At 51.2% G+C, this 19096-nt stretch carries 17 protein-coding genes, 1 tRNA gene and 2 pseudogenes; 5 read left to right on the top strand and 15 right to left on the bottom strand.

Annotated elements, in window-relative coordinates; translation table 11 throughout:
• Window positions 1–13 precede the first annotated feature (13 nt).
• The 4 genes and pseudogenes from miaB to NM10_RS08775 form a co-directional block, all read right to left on the bottom strand.
• Window positions 14–1342, bottom strand: coding sequence for a tRNA (N6-isopentenyl adenosine(37)-C2)-methylthiotransferase MiaB (miaB, locus tag NM10_RS08790; protein WP_020311228.1), 1329 nt, complete (start codon window positions 1340–1342; stop codon window positions 14–16).
• Between the two features lie 257 nt (window positions 1343–1599).
• Window positions 1600–1755 carry a type II toxin-antitoxin system RelB/DinJ family antitoxin gene (locus NM10_RS08785; RefSeq protein ID WP_020311227.1) on the bottom strand — a complete coding sequence of 52 codons (156 nt, stop codon included), beginning with the start codon at window positions 1753–1755 and terminating at the stop codon, window positions 1600–1602.
• A gap of 29 nt (window positions 1756–1784) precedes the next feature.
• Window positions 1785–2060, bottom strand: a pseudogene (locus NM10_RS08780) (S-layer homology domain-containing protein); the annotation flags it as partial.
• Window positions 2061–2274: 214 nt separating this feature from the next.
• Entirely contained in the window at window positions 2275–3399 is a 1125-nt protein-coding gene (locus tag NM10_RS08775) for a DUF362 domain-containing protein (protein WP_020311225.1), read from the bottom strand.
• Between the two features lie 151 nt (window positions 3400–3550).
• Between NM10_RS08775 and NM10_RS08770 the strand changes: the two genes are divergently transcribed.
• Window positions 3551–3639: transfer RNA gene (locus NM10_RS08770), tRNA-Ser, on the top strand.
• A 102-nt stretch (window positions 3640–3741) separates the two neighbouring features.
• Here the strand turns inward: NM10_RS08770 and NM10_RS14030 are convergent.
• From NM10_RS14030 to trmL, 6 genes and pseudogenes are all read right to left on the bottom strand, one after another.
• Window positions 3742–3900 carry a hypothetical protein gene (locus NM10_RS14030; protein WP_020311224.1) on the bottom strand — a complete coding sequence of 53 codons (159 nt, stop codon included), beginning with the start codon at window positions 3898–3900 and terminating at the stop codon, window positions 3742–3744.
• A 636-nt stretch (window positions 3901–4536) separates the two neighbouring features.
• Window positions 4537–6351: a translational GTPase TypA gene (gene typA / locus NM10_RS08760; RefSeq protein ID WP_020311222.1), complete on the bottom strand. Its 1815-nt coding sequence runs from the start codon at window positions 6349–6351 to the stop codon at window positions 4537–4539.
• A gap of 133 nt (window positions 6352–6484) precedes the next feature.
• Window positions 6485–7611 (bottom strand): annotated as a pseudogene (locus NM10_RS08755) (L-cysteine desulfidase family protein).
• Between the two features lie 550 nt (window positions 7612–8161).
• A complete protein-coding gene (gene murB / locus NM10_RS08750; protein WP_020311221.1) occupies window positions 8162–9088 on the bottom strand; it encodes a UDP-N-acetylmuramate dehydrogenase in 927 nt (308 codons plus the stop codon).
• Window positions 9078–9425: a YlbF family regulator gene (locus NM10_RS08745; RefSeq protein WP_020311220.1), complete on the bottom strand. Its 348-nt coding sequence runs from the start codon at window positions 9423–9425 to the stop codon at window positions 9078–9080. Before NM10_RS08745 ends, murB begins: the two co-directional genes overlap by 11 nt.
• A 27-nt stretch (window positions 9426–9452) precedes the next feature.
• Window positions 9453–9938, bottom strand: a complete 486-nt coding sequence (trmL, locus tag NM10_RS08740) for a tRNA (uridine(34)/cytosine(34)/5-carboxymethylaminomethyluridine(34)-2'-O)-methyltransferase TrmL (protein ID WP_020311219.1) — start codon at window positions 9936–9938, stop codon at window positions 9453–9455.
• A 159-nt stretch (window positions 9939–10097) separates the two neighbouring features.
• Here trmL and NM10_RS08735 point away from each other — a divergent pair, with 159 nt between their 5' ends.
• The 4 genes from NM10_RS08735 to NM10_RS08720 all read left to right on the top strand — a co-directional run bounded on the left by NM10_RS08735 (window position 10098) and on the right by NM10_RS08720 (window position 12584).
• Entirely contained in the window at window positions 10098–10526 is a 429-nt protein-coding gene (locus NM10_RS08735; protein ID WP_020311218.1) for a hypothetical protein, read from the top strand.
• Window positions 10527–10552: 26 nt separating this feature from the next.
• Window positions 10553–11218, top strand: a complete 666-nt coding sequence (locus tag NM10_RS08730; protein ID WP_020311217.1) for a metal-dependent hydrolase — start codon at window positions 10553–10555, stop codon at window positions 11216–11218.
• A gap of 2 nt (window positions 11219–11220) precedes the next feature.
• Window positions 11221–12111 carry a flagellin lysine-N-methylase gene (gene fliB, locus NM10_RS08725; protein WP_020311216.1) on the top strand — a complete coding sequence of 297 codons (891 nt, stop codon included), beginning with the start codon at window positions 11221–11223 and terminating at the stop codon, window positions 12109–12111.
• Window positions 12112–12224: 113 nt separating this feature from the next.
• The gene (locus NM10_RS08720) at window positions 12225–12584 is read left to right on the top strand and encodes a DUF805 domain-containing protein (RefSeq protein WP_020311215.1); all 360 of its coding nucleotides are present in this window, start codon (window positions 12225–12227) and stop codon (window positions 12582–12584) included.
• 438 nt (window positions 12585–13022) lie between these two features.
• Here the strand turns inward: NM10_RS08720 and NM10_RS08715 are convergent, their stop codons facing one another.
• The 5 genes from NM10_RS08715 to NM10_RS08695 all read right to left on the bottom strand — a co-directional run bounded on the left by NM10_RS08715 (window position 13023) and on the right by NM10_RS08695 (window position 18906).
• Window positions 13023–13961: a hypothetical protein gene (locus tag NM10_RS08715; RefSeq protein ID WP_239639680.1), complete on the bottom strand. Its 939-nt coding sequence runs from the start codon at window positions 13959–13961 to the stop codon at window positions 13023–13025.
• Between the two features lie 620 nt (window positions 13962–14581).
• Window positions 14582–14761 (bottom strand): type II toxin-antitoxin system RelB/DinJ family antitoxin, encoded by a 180-nt coding sequence (locus tag NM10_RS08710; RefSeq protein ID WP_020311213.1) that lies wholly within the window; start codon window positions 14759–14761, stop codon window positions 14582–14584.
• Window positions 14762–15342: 581 nt separating this feature from the next.
• Window positions 15343–18087, bottom strand: a complete 2745-nt coding sequence (locus NM10_RS08705) for a YadA C-terminal domain-containing protein (protein WP_020311212.1) — start codon at window positions 18085–18087, stop codon at window positions 15343–15345.
• Window positions 18080–18457, bottom strand: a complete 378-nt coding sequence (locus NM10_RS08700) for a hypothetical protein (protein ID WP_020311211.1) — start codon at window positions 18455–18457, stop codon at window positions 18080–18082. The genes NM10_RS08705 and NM10_RS08700 overlap by 8 nt, the downstream gene beginning before the upstream one ends.
• A complete protein-coding gene (locus NM10_RS08695; RefSeq protein ID WP_020311210.1) occupies window positions 18454–18906 on the bottom strand; it encodes an ESPR domain-containing protein in 453 nt (150 codons plus the stop codon). The genes NM10_RS08700 and NM10_RS08695 overlap by 4 nt, the downstream gene beginning before the upstream one ends.
• Window positions 18907–19096: the final 190 nt, after the last annotated feature.

Here is a 19096-nt window from a genome sequence, read left to right as displayed (position 1 = left end):
GTCTCACCTTCCTTTAGTGCACTAAGTGACCTTTGAGGACCCACGTCTGGCCTTTGTCGACCTGGACCGGCACGGTATCGCCGATGGCGACGGAACCGTCATTTTCCCAGATGATCATCTTGTTGCCCGTCGTCCGGCCGAACCAGTGGTTGGCATCGTTCTTGGTCGGCCCTTCAACGATGACGTCATAGACGTGGTCTTCCATTTCTTTATTTTTTGCTAAACTATAGACGTTCTGCACATCCATGAGCCGCTGCAGACGGCGGCTCTTTTCTTCCTGCGGGATCTGGTCTTCCATCTTGGCCGCCGGCGTCCCCGTCCGCGGCGAATAGATGAAGGTATAGGCCATGTCGTACTGGACGCGCTTGAGCAGGTTCAGCGTATCTTCGAACATGGCCTCCGTTTCGCCTGGAAAGCCGACGATGATGTCCGTCGTCAGGACCAGGTCGGGCATGCGCTTGCGGGCATAGTCGACGAGTTCCAGGTAATGTTCCACCGTGTAGCCGCGGTTCATCTTCTTCAAGAGCTCGTCAGAACCGCACTGGATGGGCAGATGCATGTGGTTGACGACCTTTTTGCTGTCGGCAATGGCGTCGATCATGGCAAAAGTCATATCCTTGGGGTGGCTGGTCATGTACCGGACCCGTTCGATGCCGTCGATATCGTCGACAGCGGCGACGAGCTTGGAGAAATCCGTGCCGTCCTTGAGGTCCAGGCCATAGGAATTGACATTCTGGCCGAGAAGGGTGATTTCCTTGTAGCCTTCAGCAGCGACCTTCTTGATTTCTTCGACAATGGCGTCGATGGGACGGCTCACTTCACGGCCCCGGACATAAGGCACGATACAGTACGTGCAGAACTTGTTGCAGCCGTTCATGATGGGGATCCAGGCAAAGAATTTCTGGAAGCGCTTGACCGGCATATCATGGAAAGCCGGCAGGGTCATGTCGGCAGCCATATAATGGTCGGCCTTGCTGCGCCGTTCCCGGATGAGCTCGATGAGCTTGTGGATATTGTGCGTACCGATGACCAAATCGATGTGCGGCGCCCGCTTGAAGAGCTTATCCTGCCATTCCTGGGCCATGCAGCCCGTGACGGCAATGATCAAATCGGGGTTCTGCTTCTTCAAATGCTTGAGTTCGCCGATTTTCCCCAGCGTCTTGTCTTCCGCCGTTTCGCGGACACAACACGTATTGATGAGGATGACATCGGCTGTATCCAAATCTTCCGTATTGTGATAGCCCAGCTCCTCCAACTGACCGGCATAATGCTCACTGTCAGACATATTCGCCTGACAGCCATAAGAAATAATATGATAAAATCGATTGCTCTGAAAATCCATGTATTCTCTCCGTTTTTCACAAAAATCATAATTTAGGGTTTACAGTATATAATACCATATATAGGCCGCCCCTGTGAAGGGCTTTTTAGGGGCTCGTGGCCCGCAGGCCGCCGGTCGCAGTTCGCAGGCCGCCGTGAATCCTGTGCCCAGCCGGGATTTATGACGAACGATATCTGCTAACCCCTGACCCCTAGCTACTAACAGCTTGAAAGGACTTGTCGCCGTGCGACAAGCCCTTTCTCCTTACTCTCTCGATTCTATTTTTTGCTCGAAGCCTTTATTTCAAAGGGAATCCGTTGTTCCCGGACGGTTGTCTTGATGAACAAATGGATGGCTGCCGTCATGCTGATGCCGGCAGCATCGCAAAATGCTTCAAACTCCTTTTTGAGGTCTGAATCGATACGAAAAGACAATCCTATCTGTGCGATGATACTCCCCTCCTCTACTGTTTTGCTTCGGGAATGACGCGGACTCGTTCGATCGTCGGTTTGCCATTCTTATCTTTGGCAATCGTATCGATGCGGATGTGTTTCATTTCCGGCGAGAATTCTTTCGCTAATTTATCCAGCGTGCCGTCCTGGCTCAAAGCCGGGTTGGAAGCGGCACCGGCCATGATGGCCCGGTACACGATGGCAGCAAATTCATAACGCGTCATCATGCGGTCGCCGTCGAAGTTCCCATCGGGATAACCCGTCAGGATACCGGCCTGTTTCAGCTTGGTAACGTATTCTTAAGAAGTATATCTTCACATAAAAAAACGCAGGAACCAAACCGGCGCCCCTTCCGGTTTAGTTCCTGCGTATTTATAGACTCCACTGTCTAAAAGGCGAATCGTGAATATACATTTATCCTTTATGGAATTACACTATAGCAATATACTTGCTATAATAGTAATCATAGATTTTAACTCAAACTTTAGTAGTTAGCTTTAATCAGCGGACGCGGACGAGTTCGTATTCCCGTGTGCCTAAGCCGATTTTTTCAGCGTGTTCCAGGGTCGTCTTCCAGTCGACATTAGGATTGCTGTCGAGGAAGTGATCGTGATGGTGCTGCCAATCGGGTTTAGCCAGGTTATCCGACAACTGGCTGTTGGGCATAGGAGCGGCTTTCATGCAGGCATCGGCACAAGCCTGGTCGAGAGCGACCGGGTCGAAGGAAGCGAACATGCCGATGTCCGGCAGGATAGGTGCATCGTTTTCGGCATGGCAGTCGCAGTTCGGCGAAATGTCCATGACCAGGTTGATGTGGAAGCACGGGCGGTCCTGGCAGACGGCCTGGGCGTATTCGGCCATCTTGCGGTCCAGTTTTTCATTGGCATCCCATTCGACAGTCTGAATGGCATCAAAAGCACAGGCGCCGATGCAGCGGCCGCAGCCTTTGCACAAGTCTTCGTGGATGTGGGCGACGTTATCTTCATAAGTGATGGCGTCAGAACCGCATTCCTGAGCGCAGCGATGACAGTTCTTGCACTTGCTTTCGTCAACTTTCGGTTTGCCCGACGAATGCTGTTCCATCTTGCCGGCGCGGCTGCCGCAACCCATGCCAATATTCTTGATGGCGCCGCCAAAGCCCGTCATTTCATGGCCCTTGAAGTGAGCCAGGCTGATGAAAACGTCGGCATCCATGATGGCCCGGCCGATTTTCGCTTTTTCGACGTATTCGCCGTTCTTGACCGGCACTTCGATTTCATCGGTGCCGCGCAGGCCGTCGCCGATGATGATCTGACAGCCCGTAGTGACCGTATTATAACCGTTGAGGTTGGCACAATCCATGTGTTCCAAAGCGTGCTTACGACTGCCCGGATAGAGCGTATTGCAGTCCGTCAGGAACGGCCGGCCGCCTAATTCCTTGACCAAATCGGCCACGGCTTTGACGTACTGCGGGCGCAGCGAAGCCAGACAGCCTAATTCCCCAAAATGCATCTTGATGGCGACGAATTTTCCTTCAAAATTGATATTTTCAATACCAGCCTTCTTGCAGAGCTTCTGCAGTTTCTGTAAATTATTTTTCCCCGGACGGCAGCGGAAGTCCGTGAAATATACCTTGGCTTTTTCCATATTTTTACCCCCTAACAATAAGATACTTTCATTGTACCACCTGAAGTACACTCTAAGTCAACATTTTCTTTGTAAACCAAATGTCAAAAATAAATATGCAAAAAAACTTGACGGATAGCGCATACCATGCTATACTAGTAAAGTACCTTATGGAGCGGTATCGAAGTGGTCATAACGGGGCTGACTCGAAATCAGTTAGGCCGAAAGGTCTCGTGGGTTCGAATCCCACCCGCTCCGCCAAATCAAAAACGCACTGATAAGCCATTCATGGAACTTATCAGTGCGTTTTTTCTATAACAAGTACATCTTCTAGGATAATTTCTATCAATATTTGCTCGTGTTTCATCGATTTTCTAAGTCCCTATAGGCTTTTTCATTGCGTTGAAACATGAGATGAGAGGCCTTACGGATTTTTTCTTTTATTTCTTGATTTCCTTTGCTGGTAAGAAGTTTTCTTGTCTCAGATTCCTTGATTACTTTGGCAGTATTAGATAAATTCATGACATTCATCTCCTTACATACATTCTTACTCACTATAAGTGATATTAACTTACTATAAATAAGTATATCACAACTGACGAAGTATTTACTATTCAAGCATCAAAAAAAGAGGCTGTCGCATGAAGACAGCCGGATTTGTTTTTTTTCAGATTTTTTGTTCAGCCCTAATGGATACGGCTGCCTGGCCCCTGGTGGGTGACATTGCGGGAACGTCCTCGGTCCGGCACGGTCCGGGTAGGCCGTGCCGGATGCCGTGCGTGCTATTTGCGTCCGGCGTGCTGCTTTGTTTGAGCGCAGCGAGTTTCAGCACGCCAGCAAATGGCACTCTCGGCAAGAGGAGTGGAGCACGCGAACCCGCCAGGGGCCAGGTGGCCGATGCCAACCTCTTCCGAAGAACCCCTCAGACCGCCGTTGGCGGCCAGCTCTCCTATGAAGGGGAGCCTTTGGGCGCTCCTGCGCCTGATTTTCAGAGTCTATTACGGCAAAGCCGCTTCTGAGTCCGAGCAAACAGTCCCTGAAAAATGACCATAAAGCTATGATATTTTTGCATACAGAAAAAGAGCCTGTGCACGATTACGTGCGACAGACCCTCTTTTTGAGTATTAAGTTTGCAGTTTATAGTTTTTAGTAAAAAGCTTACTGCTGCGCACGGCGCATTGCTTTTTTACGATCGTGTTTGTCGAGGATGGCTTTACGGATACGGATGCTCTTCGGCGTAACTTCTACGAGTTCGTCGTCGTTGATCCATTCCAGGGATTTTTCCAAGCCCATTTCCTGCGGCGGCGTGAGGCGGAGTGCTTCGTCCGATGCGGAGGAACGGGTGTTGGTCAAGTGTTTCTTCTTGCACGGGTTGACGTCGATGTCGACGTCGCGGTTGCTTTCGCCGACGACCTGGCCAAGATAGATTTCTTCACCCGGTTTGATAAACATCGTGCCGCGGTCCTGCAAGTTGAAGATGCCATAGCTTGTCGTCGTGCCCGATTCAAAGGCAACTAAGCTGCCGCGGGTACGGCCCGGGATTTCGCCTTTCCAGGGAGCATAGCCGTGGAAGACGTGGTACATGATGCCATTGCCCTTGGTAGCGGTGAGGAATTCGCTGCGGAAGCCGATGAGGCCGCGGGCCGGAATGATGAATTCCAGGCGGGTGTAGCCGGAAATATCGGTCATGTTGACCATTTCGGCTTTACGGGTACCGAGTTTTTCCATGACAGCGCCCATGAATTCAGGCGGAACGTCGATGGTGAGGGCTTCCAGCGGTTCGCATTTCTGGCCGTTGATTTCCTTGGTGATGACGCTCGGTTTGCCGATCTGGAGTTCATAACCCTGACGGCGCATTTCTTCGATGAGGACAGCGATGTGGAGTTCGCCACGGCCCGATACTTTGAAGGCATCGGCACTGTCGGTTTCTTCGACGCGCAGGGATACGTTGGTCTGGACTTCGCGGAACAGGCGGTCGCGGAGGTGACGGCTGGTGACGTATTCCCCTTCCTGGCCGGCAAAGGGGCTGTCATTGACGTAGAAAATCATGGACAGCGTCGGTTCGTCGATGTTGATTTTCGGCAAAGCTTCCGGGTTCTGCGGGTCCGTAACGGTTTCGCCGATCTTGAGGTCCGGGATGCCGACGATGCAGGCGATTTCGCCCATAGCGGCTTCATCCTGTTCGACACGTTTCAGGCCTTCATAGGTATAGACGCGGCCAATCTTAGCTTTGCGCTGGCTTTCGCCGTCAGTGACGACGACAGCCTGGTTCGGATACATCTTGCCGCGGACAATACGGCCGATAGCGATTTTACCGACATAATCATCGTAGTCCAAGGTCGTGACCATGAACTGCAGCGGGCCTTCAGCGTCGCCTTTCGGGCACGGGCAGTATTTGATGATGGTCTTGAACAACGGTTCGAGGTTGTCGCTGTCGTCATCCATGGAGTATTTAGCAATGCCGTCACGGCCGTTTGCATAGACGACAGGGAAATCGAGCTGTTCGTCCGTAGCGTCGAGTTCCATGAACAATTCGAGTACTTCGTCTTCGACTTCAGCGACACGGGCACCGGGTTTGTCGATCTTGTTGATGACGACGATCGGTTTCAATTTCTGTTCCAAAGCCTTGCGCAGAACGTATTTCGTCTGCGGCATCGGGCCTTCAAAAGCATCGACGAGGAGCAGTACGCCGTCTACCATGTTCAGTACACGTTCTACTTCGCCGCCGAAGTCAGCATGCCCCGGGGTGTCGACGATGTTGATCTTGACGCCTTCGTGCATGACAGATGTATTTTTGGACAAGATTGTAATGCCGCGTTCACGTTCAATATCCCCAGAGTCCATGACACGTTCTTCGACTTTTTCGTTAGAACGGAAAACATGGCTCTGTTTGAGCATGGCATCGACCAGTGTCGTTTTGCCATGGTCGACGTGGGCAATAATTGCAATATTACGAATATCTTTGCGTTCCATCTAATGTCCTCTCTCTCATTAACAAATATTAGATTGTATATAACTAGGTTAGTATAGCATGGATTGCTCAGAAATGCAAAGCCGCCTGCTGAATTTATTGTCAACAGGCGGTAAAATATCAGATAGTTTCTGCCTAAGCTTTATTCTTCTGGAGCATGATCTTTAAGATTTCATCGTCTGTCTGCTGCATCCCGCGGGAAGCCAGGAGGCCGACGTTCTTCAGACATTCTTCGGCTGCATTGGCCACTAAGCCGTCCGTACCCTGGACGCGCACGTCATTGAGGGCCAGGAGGACCGCTTCATAGGCCGCATGGACCGACGCCGACACCTTCATGGAACAGCTGTTGGCCGCGCCGTCGCAGACCATGCCGACGATGGACCCGGACATGGTGGCCAGGGCCTTTTCGATGACCTGCAGCGGGTCCTTTTCGGCCAGCAGCCAGGCCATGCCGGCAGCCGCCCCCATGGAAGCCGTGACGGTAGCACAGAAAGCCGATAATTTCGGCAGATAGCCGTGGGCATAAATGGCGACCATGCTGGACAAGGCCAGCGCCCGCAGCCGCCGTTCCGGCGTGACACCGAGCGAATCGGCGACGACCGTCACGGGTTCTGTCGCGGCGATGCCTGATTGCCGGAACCGGAATTGGTCATAGCCGGGAAAGCCGCCCCGCCCATACGGGCATCGGAAGCGGCGACCGTGCGGATCTGGATGCGATGGGACAAATCATCGGACAATAAGTCTTTATCGACCATCTGCTGCAAGGTATAGCCGATCTTCAGGCCATATTTCCCCGTCAGGCCCTCCTGCGACAGCTGGTCGTTGAGCCGTTCCGCCTCCTGCAGGAAGGCGATGTCGGCCAGCGGCACGTGTTCGGCAAAATCGACGATATCCGCCAGGGTCAGCGTATGGAGAAAAGCGATTTTCGGGTCTTCCCCGCTCCCCGCTTCCGTCCGCTGGTCCAAGAGGACCTGGCCATCCTTTTCCACGAAGACGATGTTCGTATGGTCGTCGGTGATGACGACGCGGACGCGGTGGTTTTCGCCATAGACGACGGCTTCGGCATAGAGGACATGAGGCGTATCTTCCCGGACGGACACAGTGACTTTACCATCGGCGACGTACTGTTTGCCCAAGGCGACGACGTCTGGCGTCAAGGCCTTCAGGACCTGTAATCCCGCTCCGGCGTCCCCGCCGAGGGCGCCGACGGCAGCGGCAATATAGAGCCCCGGCGTCCCCGTGCCCGGTACGGTGACGCCCATGCCGTTCTTCATCAGATTCGCCGACACGCGGGCATCGACGAAGCGCACGGCTTCGCCCAATTCCCGGGCCGCCGTCGCCGCCGCATAAGCCAGGGCAATCGGTTCCGTACAGCCCGTCGCCGGCGTCACATCCTGCTTGATGATGCCGATCATCTTGTTCCACATAGCATTTTTATCCATAATTATCCCTGCTTTCTCCTATAAATAGGTATCATAACGTAAATCGTATCACGTATCTTTCTAATATCATCATAGCATGATTCCTATGAGAAAACAATATGGATATGAGGCAGTTCGCAGACCGCAGTTGGCACTTCGCCGCTCTTTTAGGTCCTTCGCATATTGCAAGAAAGAAAAAAAAGAAGCTGTCGCACGAAGCCAAAATGGCTTAATGCGACAGCCCCTTTTTCTGTAGGGGCGCCACGCGGGGCGCCCACTCCAAAATATGTACGATTTCCCAGCCAGTTTGCTAGAAGAATCACCCAAATCCCTAACGGGCCGCCCACGGGCGGCCCCTACAAACTCCATACTAGTGGATGGAGTTAAATTTTTAGTCTTCGCCGATGATGCGGACTTCCGGTTCCAGGTGGACACCGTGAGCCTTTTCGACGCGTTTCTGGACTTCGTGGATGACGTTGAGGACATCCCGGGCCGATGCGTGCCCCGTGTTGACGACGAAGCCGGCGTGTTTCATCGAGACCTGGGCATCGCCGCAGGAGAGGCCTTTGAGGCCCGTCTGGTCGATGAGGGTCCCGGCATAGTATCCCGGCGGCCGCTTGAAGGTACTGCCGGCGCTGTGCATTTCCAAAGGCTGCTTGCTGCGGCGGCGGTTCATGAGGTCATCCATGCGGGCCTGGATTTCCTTGGGGTCGCCGCTGCGCAGGGTCAATTCGACTTCGACGACGAATTCCTTGGATTTCTGGAAACGGCTCTGGCGATAAGAAAAGCCCAGGTTCGGTGCATCATACGTATGGACGCCGCCCGTACTGTTGACCGTGCGGACCCGCGATACGACGTGGCTCATTTCCCCGTCGTAGGCCCCGGCGTTCATGAAGACGGCACCGCCCAAGGTCCCAGGGATACCGCAGGCGAATTCGATGCCTGTCAGGCTGTTTTCCTGGGCGAACTGACAGATGTCCTTCAGCATGAAACCGGCACTGGCCATGATCTTCCGGTCGTGGCAGGCCAATACTTTCTTCATCGTGTTCAGCTGGATGACGACGCCGCGGATACCCCCGTCGCGGACGAGGACGTTCGAGCCGCCGCCGAGGACGGTGACCGGCAGGTCCAGCCGCCGGGCTGCCCGGATGGCCAGCGACATTTCCTTGACCGATTCCGGCAAGATCAGGACGTCAGCCGGACCGCCGACGGCAAAGGTCGTGTGTTCGCTCATCGGTTCGTCCAGCAGGATCCGTTCCATGGGAACGGAGATACTTAATTCGGAGACGAAAGTCGTCAGTGCATATTTATTGATCAAGGATGCTCATTCCTTCTGCCATTGCATTTTGAATAATCTGGAACACTTCGCCAGCCATGGACTGCCATTTATTATAATGGTTCAAATATTCCACAGCGGTCTGATTGTTTTTAATGAACTCTGCCATCTGGTTGAGATGGTCGATCTTCTTGCGGATCGGTTTGTCCCCCATAGACTGGGCATAGGCCAGCTGGGCCTGGAGCATGAGGAAATCGCGGACCAGATGCTTGGTCTTTTCGTCTTTGGCCAGTTCCTGACCGGCAGCGACGAAATCCTTATATTCCTGACATTCCTTGATAGCTGCCTCTAACTCATGGGCTTTATCATAAATTTCCACGTTCTACACCTCATCATTTCTGTAATGCTAAAGATTCTTGATACCGATGCCGCTCTTGCCCATGCCCGGGAAACCGAGCTGGCGCATCGCTTCATACGATACGATAGCGACGGTATTCGACAAATTCAGGCTGCGCGCCTGTTCGACCATCGGTACGCGGAAGCAGCGTTCCGGATTGGCTTTCAGGAGGTCTTCCGGAAGGCCTTTCGTTTCCTTCCCGAATACGAGCATATCATCGTATTGGAATTGGATATCGGCATAACACTGTTCCGATTTCGTCGTCAAATAAAAAAAGCGATGATCCTTGTATTTGTCCAGGACTTCCTGAAAATTCTCATGGATCTGGACATCGACGAGCGACCAGTAATCGAGACCGGCCCGTTTTAAATGCTTGTCATCAATGGAAAAGCCCAGGGGCTTGACCAAATGCAGCGTAATATGATTGGCTGCGCATAAACGGGCGACATTGCCCGTATTGCCGGGGATTTCCGGCTCTACCATTACGATATGCATACTTATATCACTCTCCAAGGGATATTGTACAGGATTTATGCAGGAAGTACAAGAGGAACATTGCGTTTCCGACCTTTTTATGATATACTTATAAATAATAGTTATTATTTAATAGAAATGTAAAGTTTCTGTTTATTTTAGAAAGAGGTGTCAATTATTATGGATAACTTTGACAACATTGCCCAGTACCCCATGTATTTCGCTCCCGGCTGTAAGCTGCTGCAGCTGCAGCCCCAGATGGTTTCCGACGTCTACGATTACCTGCGTCAGCTCTTCGGCAGCAAAATCAAACTGTATACACGCTGCTGCGGCCTCGACGATGCCAACCAGCACAACGACGAAGCCGTCTTCATCACGCTCTGCGACACGTGCTACAAGATTTACGGCGAAACCTACGCCAACCTGCACATGCGCGACTTCTGGAACGTCTATGACGAATACAAGGACGTCTATCCCCTGGGCGAAAAAGAAGGTGAACTCCGCAAGACCTTGAAGAACACCTTCTGTGGCTCCCTCCCGCAGGAACACGTCAAGAGCTGGTTCGAAGAATGGAAGAAATGGAGTTTGAACAGTACAGAAAAAGACTAATTCGTCTTTAAGGAGCAGAGGCTATCATGAAATTCACTTACTACGGTCATTCCGCATTCACACTTTCCGATGACGTGACGACGATTCTTTTTGACCCGTTCATTACGGACAATCCCTGGACCCAGGTCTGTCCGACAGACATTGCCTGCCAGTATATTATCGTCACCCACTGCCACGGCGACCACTACGGCGACACCGAAGCCATTGCCAAAGCCAATGACGCGACGGTCATCAGCACCGCCGAAGTAGCCGGCAAAGCGGGCGAAGCAGGCTGTAAAGCCCATGCCATGCATGTCGGCGGCAGTGCGGATTTTCCCTTTGGCAAAGTACGGCTGACCCCGGCCTTCCACGGGTCTGGCATTGCCGGAGGGCTGGCCTGCGGTGTTATCGTCGAATTCGGCGGCAAACGCATCTACTATGCCGGCGATACGGGCCTCTTCTCAGACATGAAAATCCTCGACCGTTTCGGACAAATCGACTGCGCTATCCTGCCTATCGGCGACAACTTCACTATGGGCATGGATGACGCCGCCCTGGCCGCCCTCTGGGTCCAGCCGCGCTTCGTCATCCCCGTCCACTACAAGACCTGGCCGATCATCGAAGCAGACCCTCAGGAATACAAGAAGCTCACGGAAGCGAAATACAACATCCCCGTCCAGGTCGTCGACCCGGGGACTACGTATGAATTCTAATCATGATCCTTCCTGATTTCTACGGACGTTTCCGCTGCAAAGCCAGCGCCTGCCAACACACGTGCTGCCGGGGCTGGGACATCGACATCGACGACGTGACGGCCGATTACTACCAGCAGCTCGAAGGCCCCTTAGGCGGGGCCATCCGCCAACATATCGCCGAAGGACCGGACGGCTGGCATTTTTGCCTCACGGCGGAAGGGAACTGTCCCTTTCTCCGCCCAGATGGCCTGTGCCAGCTCATCCGCCAGGCCGGGGACGATATCCTCTGCGATATCTGCGCTCTCCATCCGCGTTTTTTCCAGGTCGTCGAAAACGGCAGCAGCCAGGCCATCGAGCTCGGTGGCGTCGGCCTCTGCTGTGAGGCGGCGTGTGAACTGCTTCTCAGCGAAACGGGGCCACTCACCTTCTGCGACAGTGAAACAGGCCGCTCCATCGGCAGCCTGGCCCAGTTGCTGAAATGGCTGGACTATCCCCTTCCCCGCAAAGGGCTTACGTATGAACCGGCCACGGCTGAAAAGGACCATGAACGGCTCCTGGCCGTCTTAGACCGTACCGAACCGATTGATGATGCCTGGACGGCCCAGCTGAAAGCCTTACAGGCGCAGACAGCGAATTCAGCTGATTCCACAGCCCTCACCGAGAACACCGGGACGGCCGGACGCTATCAGCGCATATACGATTACATCTTCTACCGCCAGCTGGAAACCTTTGCCGACGTCCCGTCAGACTTCCTGGCCACCTATGCCGGACGCAGCACGGACTTCATCGCCCTCACAGCCGCCGCCACGGGCGATCTGCCCGAAGCGGTACGCCGCTGGTCGGAACAAATCGAATATGATACGGACAACGTGGCGCTCCTCAAGAAAGCGGCAGCGGCCGGAGAATTTTGACTTTTCCGGCATTTCGTGACAGCCATGGCCACTTTACCCGTCCCTATCGAAATAGGCGCGTCTTTCGTGCTATAGTAGAGAAAAATCCCTTATCCCTAAAGGAGGTCCTTCTCTTGATCATAGCCGAAGACGCGCCTATTCGCGTACTCATCCGCAACCATTTAGACTTCAAAGGCAAAGTCAGCCGCAAACGCTATCTCCACTTCCGCCTGTTCAGCATCCTGCCCATCTGCCTCATCATCTGGCTCCAGCACCTGGCCTCGCAAGGCGGACCGCAGGCCCTGGAATACACCATCGCCTCGTGCCTCATCGCCCTGCTCCTCATCCCCGTCGACTTCTCCTACATGATACGGCGCTACCACGACCTGGGAAAATCCGGCTGGTACTGCATCATCAATGTCCTGGCCCGCAACATCTGGTTCGCCGCCCTGGCCGTCGAAATCTTCCTCTGCTGGAAAGAGAAAATAGAATAGGGGGGCCTGACGACCCCGCCGGTCGCATTTGTAGGGGACGCCCAAAGGGCGTCCCGCGTGAATCCTATGTACATCCCCAATGCGCGGCAACAGATTCAAATTGACAACATCGCCTCGAGTGACCCTCGGCTCGTGAAAAAAATCGTGGCTCGTGGCTCGTGGTTCGTGGCTCGTAAAAGCCTGCCATTATACTCGAATAGGATGTGATGAAATCTCGCAACGGACCGCACAAGGCTCCCTTTATAGGGGAGCTGGCCGCCAAAGGCGGTCTGAGAGGTTAAAAGTCGGCCCCTACGAATGCCCCGATTGGGGCTATTTTTGCGGTCTGCTAACTGCAACCAGCGAACTTCGTTTATTTCCGGCATAGCCGCATCTGAATCCGAAGAACGCAAAACGGCGCTGTCTTATATGACAACGCCGTCATAAATGATTACCCTCTTATTTCAAATGATATTCCCGCAGCAATTGTTCCTGGTATTCATCGTCCTGCAAGACGCGGTCGACGTCTTCTTTTCTGCCTTCTTGCATCAGTTTCTGGAGCAATACACTGAGCGCTTTTCTTCCCGTTTTTTCTCCGCGTTCTTGTCCAATTTTTTCTCCAATTTTCCTGCCGCGTAGTTCTCCACGTTTTTCTCCCACTTCTTCACCTAGTTTACGGCCACGTAATTCTACACGCCGTTCGATACCTTCGCTCAAGTTACACATGGCTGCCACTCCTTTCTCTAAGTGCGGTGTCATTGTTACGTCAAATTCTTTCTCCAATAGTTTCTGTTTTTCTTGAGAGCTGATGTTATCCAAGAGCAGCATGTTCAACAGCCGTAGGATGCCTTTTAGCTGTTTATGGCTCTTGCTTCCCAGACAGACCAGGACGATATTGATTAAATCGTAATGGCTCCACTCGGCCTGTGTATGACCGATTAGATGTTTCTCAATCAATTGGTAACTGGAAATATTGTACTCCCATTTTTTCGTCGGCATCGTACAGATCCAGATGGAATAGACCTTCTGGATTTTTTCGTAATGGGATTTCACGAAAACCGTACCATACTGACTGGAAATCATGCGGCCGCAATAGTAGACGGCCCTCTTTAACAAGGGATAACCCGGATTGAAATCGTTCTGCGCTTCCAGGTTGATGATGAGCTGGATGCGCTTTCCATCAATGGGAGCTACAGCATGAAACCGGATATCGTAATAGACCGTTCCTTCCGTTCCGGATTTGTCTTCCGTCTGCTCGCTTTCGATGCGCGGTGAAATAGCTTCCGGTTCCACCGCAATACGGCTGATGCTCGGTTCGCCCTGGATATAGCGTTGGGCAATATCCTGCAAATCACAATCCTTGAATTCTTCCGTGCAGGCCTTCAGGATATGAGCCATAATGCCCCGCTCTGAAAGAACCCTCTTGCACGCCTCGTCATACGCTTTTTTCTGCGCTTTGGCCTGTTGTGCCGAATCGGACATGACGTCACACCTCCAGATTCACTTTTTCGGATTCAAATGCCGCTGCGCGGCAACAAACTCAAATTGAATACATAGCCTCGAGTGACCCTCGGCTCGTGGAAAAAATCGTGGCTCGTGGTTCGTGGCTCGTGGCTCGTGGCTCGTAAAAGCCTGCCATTATACTCGAATAGGATGTGATGAAATCTCGCAACGGGCCGCACAAGGCTCCCTTTATAGGGGAGCTGGCCGCCAAAGGCGGTCTGAGAGGTTAAAAGTCGCCCCCTACGAATGCCCCGATTGGGGTTATTTTTGCGACCTGCTACCTGCGGCCTGCCATCTGCGTTTATTTCATGAGTCTGTCGCGGCGGAACGCCGCATCTGATTCCGAGGAAAAGCGGACAAAAAAGGGGACCACGCACGAAGTTTTCTACCATCGTGCGTGGTCCCTTTCTTTATAGTACGGGGTTTGTAGTTTGCAAAGAAAGCCTTTAAATTTAAAGTCATCTGCTAGCCACTTACAGGGTCTTGTCACACATGCGACAAGACCCTGTTTTATTTTACGACTTTTCGCTATCCCGTTTAGCCGTAATCTCGAAGGGGATCCGTTGTTCCCCGACGGATTTCTTGATGAAGATGTTGATTGCTGTCGACATGCTCATGCCGATGGAGTCGCAAAATGTTTCGAATTCTTTTTTTACATCCGTATCAATGCGAATACAAATCGTTGTCTGTGCCATAGTTTACTCCTATCCTGATTTACACATTGCCAAATCATTTTACTTTATTTTTTTTGGTAAAGTCTCTAACTCAGCATCTAGGAGAATCACTCATTTTGCTACGACCTGGCAGGTTGGCGATGACAGCATTGAGAATCCCCCCCCCCGATGAACATTTTCGTTTATTTGTCCATTCTCAATAGTCAAGTCGTATTGGCATTCACCCTTATTCAAAAATGTTTTATGCATTAGCTTCATAACAAAAGTCTCCTTTCCTATTATATTCATTTTATACAAACAACAGGCATCATAGTTTTAACAAATCTGTGACTTTATTATAGCATATAAAACGACAAAATAAAGCGTTATAAAGCCATTCTCAAGCCATCAATCGATTACTTATCCCTCTTATTTACAATATTAATACATTTTAAATATAATTAATTATAAAAATATGAATATAATAAAACAAAAAAAATTATTGCATTTTTTGTAGCCTTTGTCGCGGCGAAGCCGCATCTGAGACAAAAAGCCAGCCACAGTGTGATTTCTCACGCTGTGGCTGGTTTCTTTTGGCTATGTCAGTGCATCAGCACTATCTTTTATCCATTCAGGCGGGCCAGGATTTCCTGGATCTGTTTCTTCATTTCCTGGTTTTCTTTTTCCAGGGCATCGATCCGTTTATCCTTAGCTGCATCGTTGGCTTTGATAGTCGAGATTTCTGCAGCCTGGTCATGGATGGTCTGTGCCATTTCGGCCTTGCTGACGCCGTTGTATGTGGAGCCTTTGCCAATCTTGAAGGAGACGCCGGCATTGAAGCCCGGGTCGCCGTTGCCAAGGGAAATGCCCATGTTGACCATGGTGTTGGCGTTCGGCTGGTAGAAGGCGCCGACAGCAGCTGCGTTGGCGTTATGGTAATGTCCATAGCCTACGGCGAAGCTTGCTTTATCAGCCGGGTCGAAATCAAGCGGATGGAGGGCTGCCAAAGCATTGCTGCCGGCTGCGGCTCTGTTGATGTTCGTATCCAAACGGCTGTACGCGTTGTTCATGTCGCGGTAAATCTGCTGCGTATTGGCAGCCGTGAGACCGTTAACGTAGCCGACGTTAGCTGCGCTGTTCGGGTCGCCGGTATCGGTTACAACACCGGTGATGACGCGGCCTTTGCCATCCTTGCCATTGACATCGATCTTCGTGGCCGTGCTATTGCCACCAATCTGGATGGTGTCGTCCTTGTCGTTCGTGTGGATGAGGTCACTGGTGGTCTTGAGGCCTGTGTCCAAAGCGGACAGGTTTTGACCGACTGTGTTGCTCCCCTTGATGTAAGAGCCATCCTTGTCGACATGGACTTCTTTGTAAAGCGTGTCACCGGAAATCAAGCCCCTGTCGTCAGAAGCGACCTTGCCATTGCCTTCGACATTGACCGCGTAGGTCTTTGCACCGTCTTTGTCGCTGCCAGGTGTTACAGTTGTATTTGTACCCGCGATAACTTTGACCGAGCCTTTGGCCAACTCACGGATAACTTCCTTACCTTTGTCAGTAAAGCCTTCACCATTTTCAATCTTAGTAATTTCCGTGGTGTTGTTCGTCACCTTTTCAGTGATGACCTTATCTGCTGCTTCACGAGCCTGCTGTTCATTGTAGAGCTGCTTGCCGTTGACAGCCTCTGTACTGCTATCGCTCAGAACACCATCCTTGACATTGGTGATGGTGGTGCCGCCTTCACCGCCCAGCGTGACTTTCGACTTGTTGGAATCATCATACTTCACGACATTCTGGTCAAGCGTACTAATTGATTTGTTAATGTTAGTGATATCATCGGCATTCTTCTTGACCTGCGTATCCAGTTTGGTCAGGTTATCCGAAATGGAAACATCTTTACCTGAATCAATGTAATTGTACTTTTTCGATTCATCCAGTTTGCCAATCTTACTATCGAGAGCCGACAGATTTTCGCCGGTGGTCATATCTTTCTTCACATAGTTGCCATCTTCCTTCGGACGGACTTCATTATAGACGGTCTTGCCGGTAACCATCCGACCATCATCAGCTTTGATTTCACCGGTACCGATAGCACTGCCCCACTTTTCAGCATTAGCTTTCTGAGCATCTGCTGAAGCAGCGGAACCATCAGCATCTTTCAAGTTAGCACCGATGTTGGATGCATCGATGTTGGCTTTGCTGTTCAGGCCGTTAGCTCCATCCGTCAAATCCTTCTTGGCATCGTTGACCATGTTCTGGACATCACCGATATTGGCGGCGTTGCCTTTGTTCTGATCTGTAACGGTATATTTACCATTTGCATCATTTTCAATGCCACTGCCAACATTAGTGATGACTTTGTTGCCACCATCAACACCTTTGTTGGTGATACTTGGGCCGTTCGTAATTGTCAGGCCATTCCCATTCACTACTGTCGTAGAAGTCGTTGCCGATTCTCCTTCGCCAGTTGTGGTTGTATAGGTAGTGCTGTTCATGCCTGTCAAATCCTTAGACAACTGGGCTTTCAGCTTGCCACCGTCGTTATTGACACCAATGTTCTTATCCGTCAGGTTCTTGCTGTCTGCACCACCGATGATATCGAGGGTGTTGTTGAGCTTCTTGGAAATAACGGTCGTATTATCACCCTTGAATTTCAGGCCATCTTCCAGAGTAGCAACCTGGTGTTCACCAGTCTTGTCGGTGTAGACAATACGGGTCAAGCTCGTTCCATCCACACCTTTTTCACCTTTAACACCATCCTTGCCATCCGTTCCAGTTTTTCCATCATAGCCATTCTTGACCGTGATATCGATGGAAGTTCCCGGCTTGCCATCTGCACCATTCATGCCATTGGTGCCAGCAGGGCCTGTCAGGCCGATAAGGCCGACGCCGTCTTTACCGGAAATGGAGACCGCATCTTTGCCGTCCTTGCCGGAGATGCCGACTTTACCGTCCTTGCCCGGCTCGCCGATTGTGATGTCCTTGGCCAGCTTCAGATCATACGTGACCTTGCCATTTGTACCTGTAGATTCATGGAGCAGGATATTCTTGCCAGCATAGACGTCTTTATTCTCTGCATCATCCTTACCGGCTGGCGTGCCACCTTCTACGGTCAAGGCCGTATGCGAAGCACTGGCTTTATCAGCTTTTGCATTGACATCGTTGTAGACTTTCTGCAAATCGCCAAGGTTTGCTGCATTCTTCAGAACATTGCCGGTTGCTGTAGCAATCGTGGCCTTCTTACCGTCTGCATCTTTAGCACCATCGAGGGCACTCTTTACATTGGTAATTGTCGTACCTTGTTGACCCGCAAGAGTAATCTTATCCTTATTGGTATTTAAATCATACTGAACCGTGTTGTCACCCAACTTCTATCACAGCATTAGAAACTTTTGTTTCATCATCAGCGGTATCAGAGGAACCGATGATGACGTTGTTATTCTGACCCGTCAGCTTATGGTTATCACCGAAGATGATGTTAGACTGATTCTTATCTACGCTTTCGCCGCTGACCTTGTTGTTCGAACCGATGATATAGTCGTGTTTACCGTTGGACAGTTCATTCTGGAAGCCGTTGACGAAGTTGTACTGCGTCGATGTTCCTTCTGCGTAGGTGCTATCTTTACCGCTTACCGTGTTGCCGACACCGGTGACCTGGGTCATGTAGGCTTTGTCAACGGTGTTGCCGCCGCCCATGACCATGACCTGACCGCCACTTTCCTTGACAGCATCTTTCATGGTTTCGCCAAGTTTAACGGGGTCATTAACACTACCCAAAATGGCTGCAGCCTTCGTATCATCAATGGGACGATAGGAATTTGGTCGCCGATTGTGATTGTTCCGGCTCCAGCTTGTGCATTCAAGCCCAAAGTAATGGAATCAGCCCCACCTGCTCCTTTGCCACCATAGTTAGCATATTTGCTATCGTCCAACAGTCCATCCGTGCGTTCTACACCAACAAAGTTAGAACCATCAGTCTTGGTTTTATCGGCCGCTTCTGCGGTCATCGGCATAAATACCGATGCAACTGAGAACGTCCCCAGTGCCAGCAGCACAGCTGCCGTCAATGCTGTTTTATTTCTTGCCGTATGACTACCTGCCGTTTTGCAGTGACTTTTAGCCAGTTCTGAAACGACGACGTAGCAGTGTCTGGTTTTGCTATAAATAACTTTAAATATCTTATTCATGTGTTCGCGCATCCTTTGCTGATAATGATTTCACCGTATATATCATGTAAGATTTTTTCGATGCACCTTCTTTCATTATTTTGCATTTTTATGTAAATAATATGTGTATTTTGTGACATCATTATAGCATTTATTTTTCTTTTTAAAAGGCTTTATTACGCGATTTATCTGTTATTTGCAGCAGTCATTG

This window comes from Megasphaera sp. NM10 (assembly GCF_000417505.1).
GTDB classification, from domain to species: domain Bacteria; phylum Bacillota; class Negativicutes; order Veillonellales; family Megasphaeraceae; genus Megasphaera; species Megasphaera intestinihominis.
Note: the sequence above shows the minus strand (reverse complement) of the source record. Positions and strands in the feature narration are given on the sequence as shown.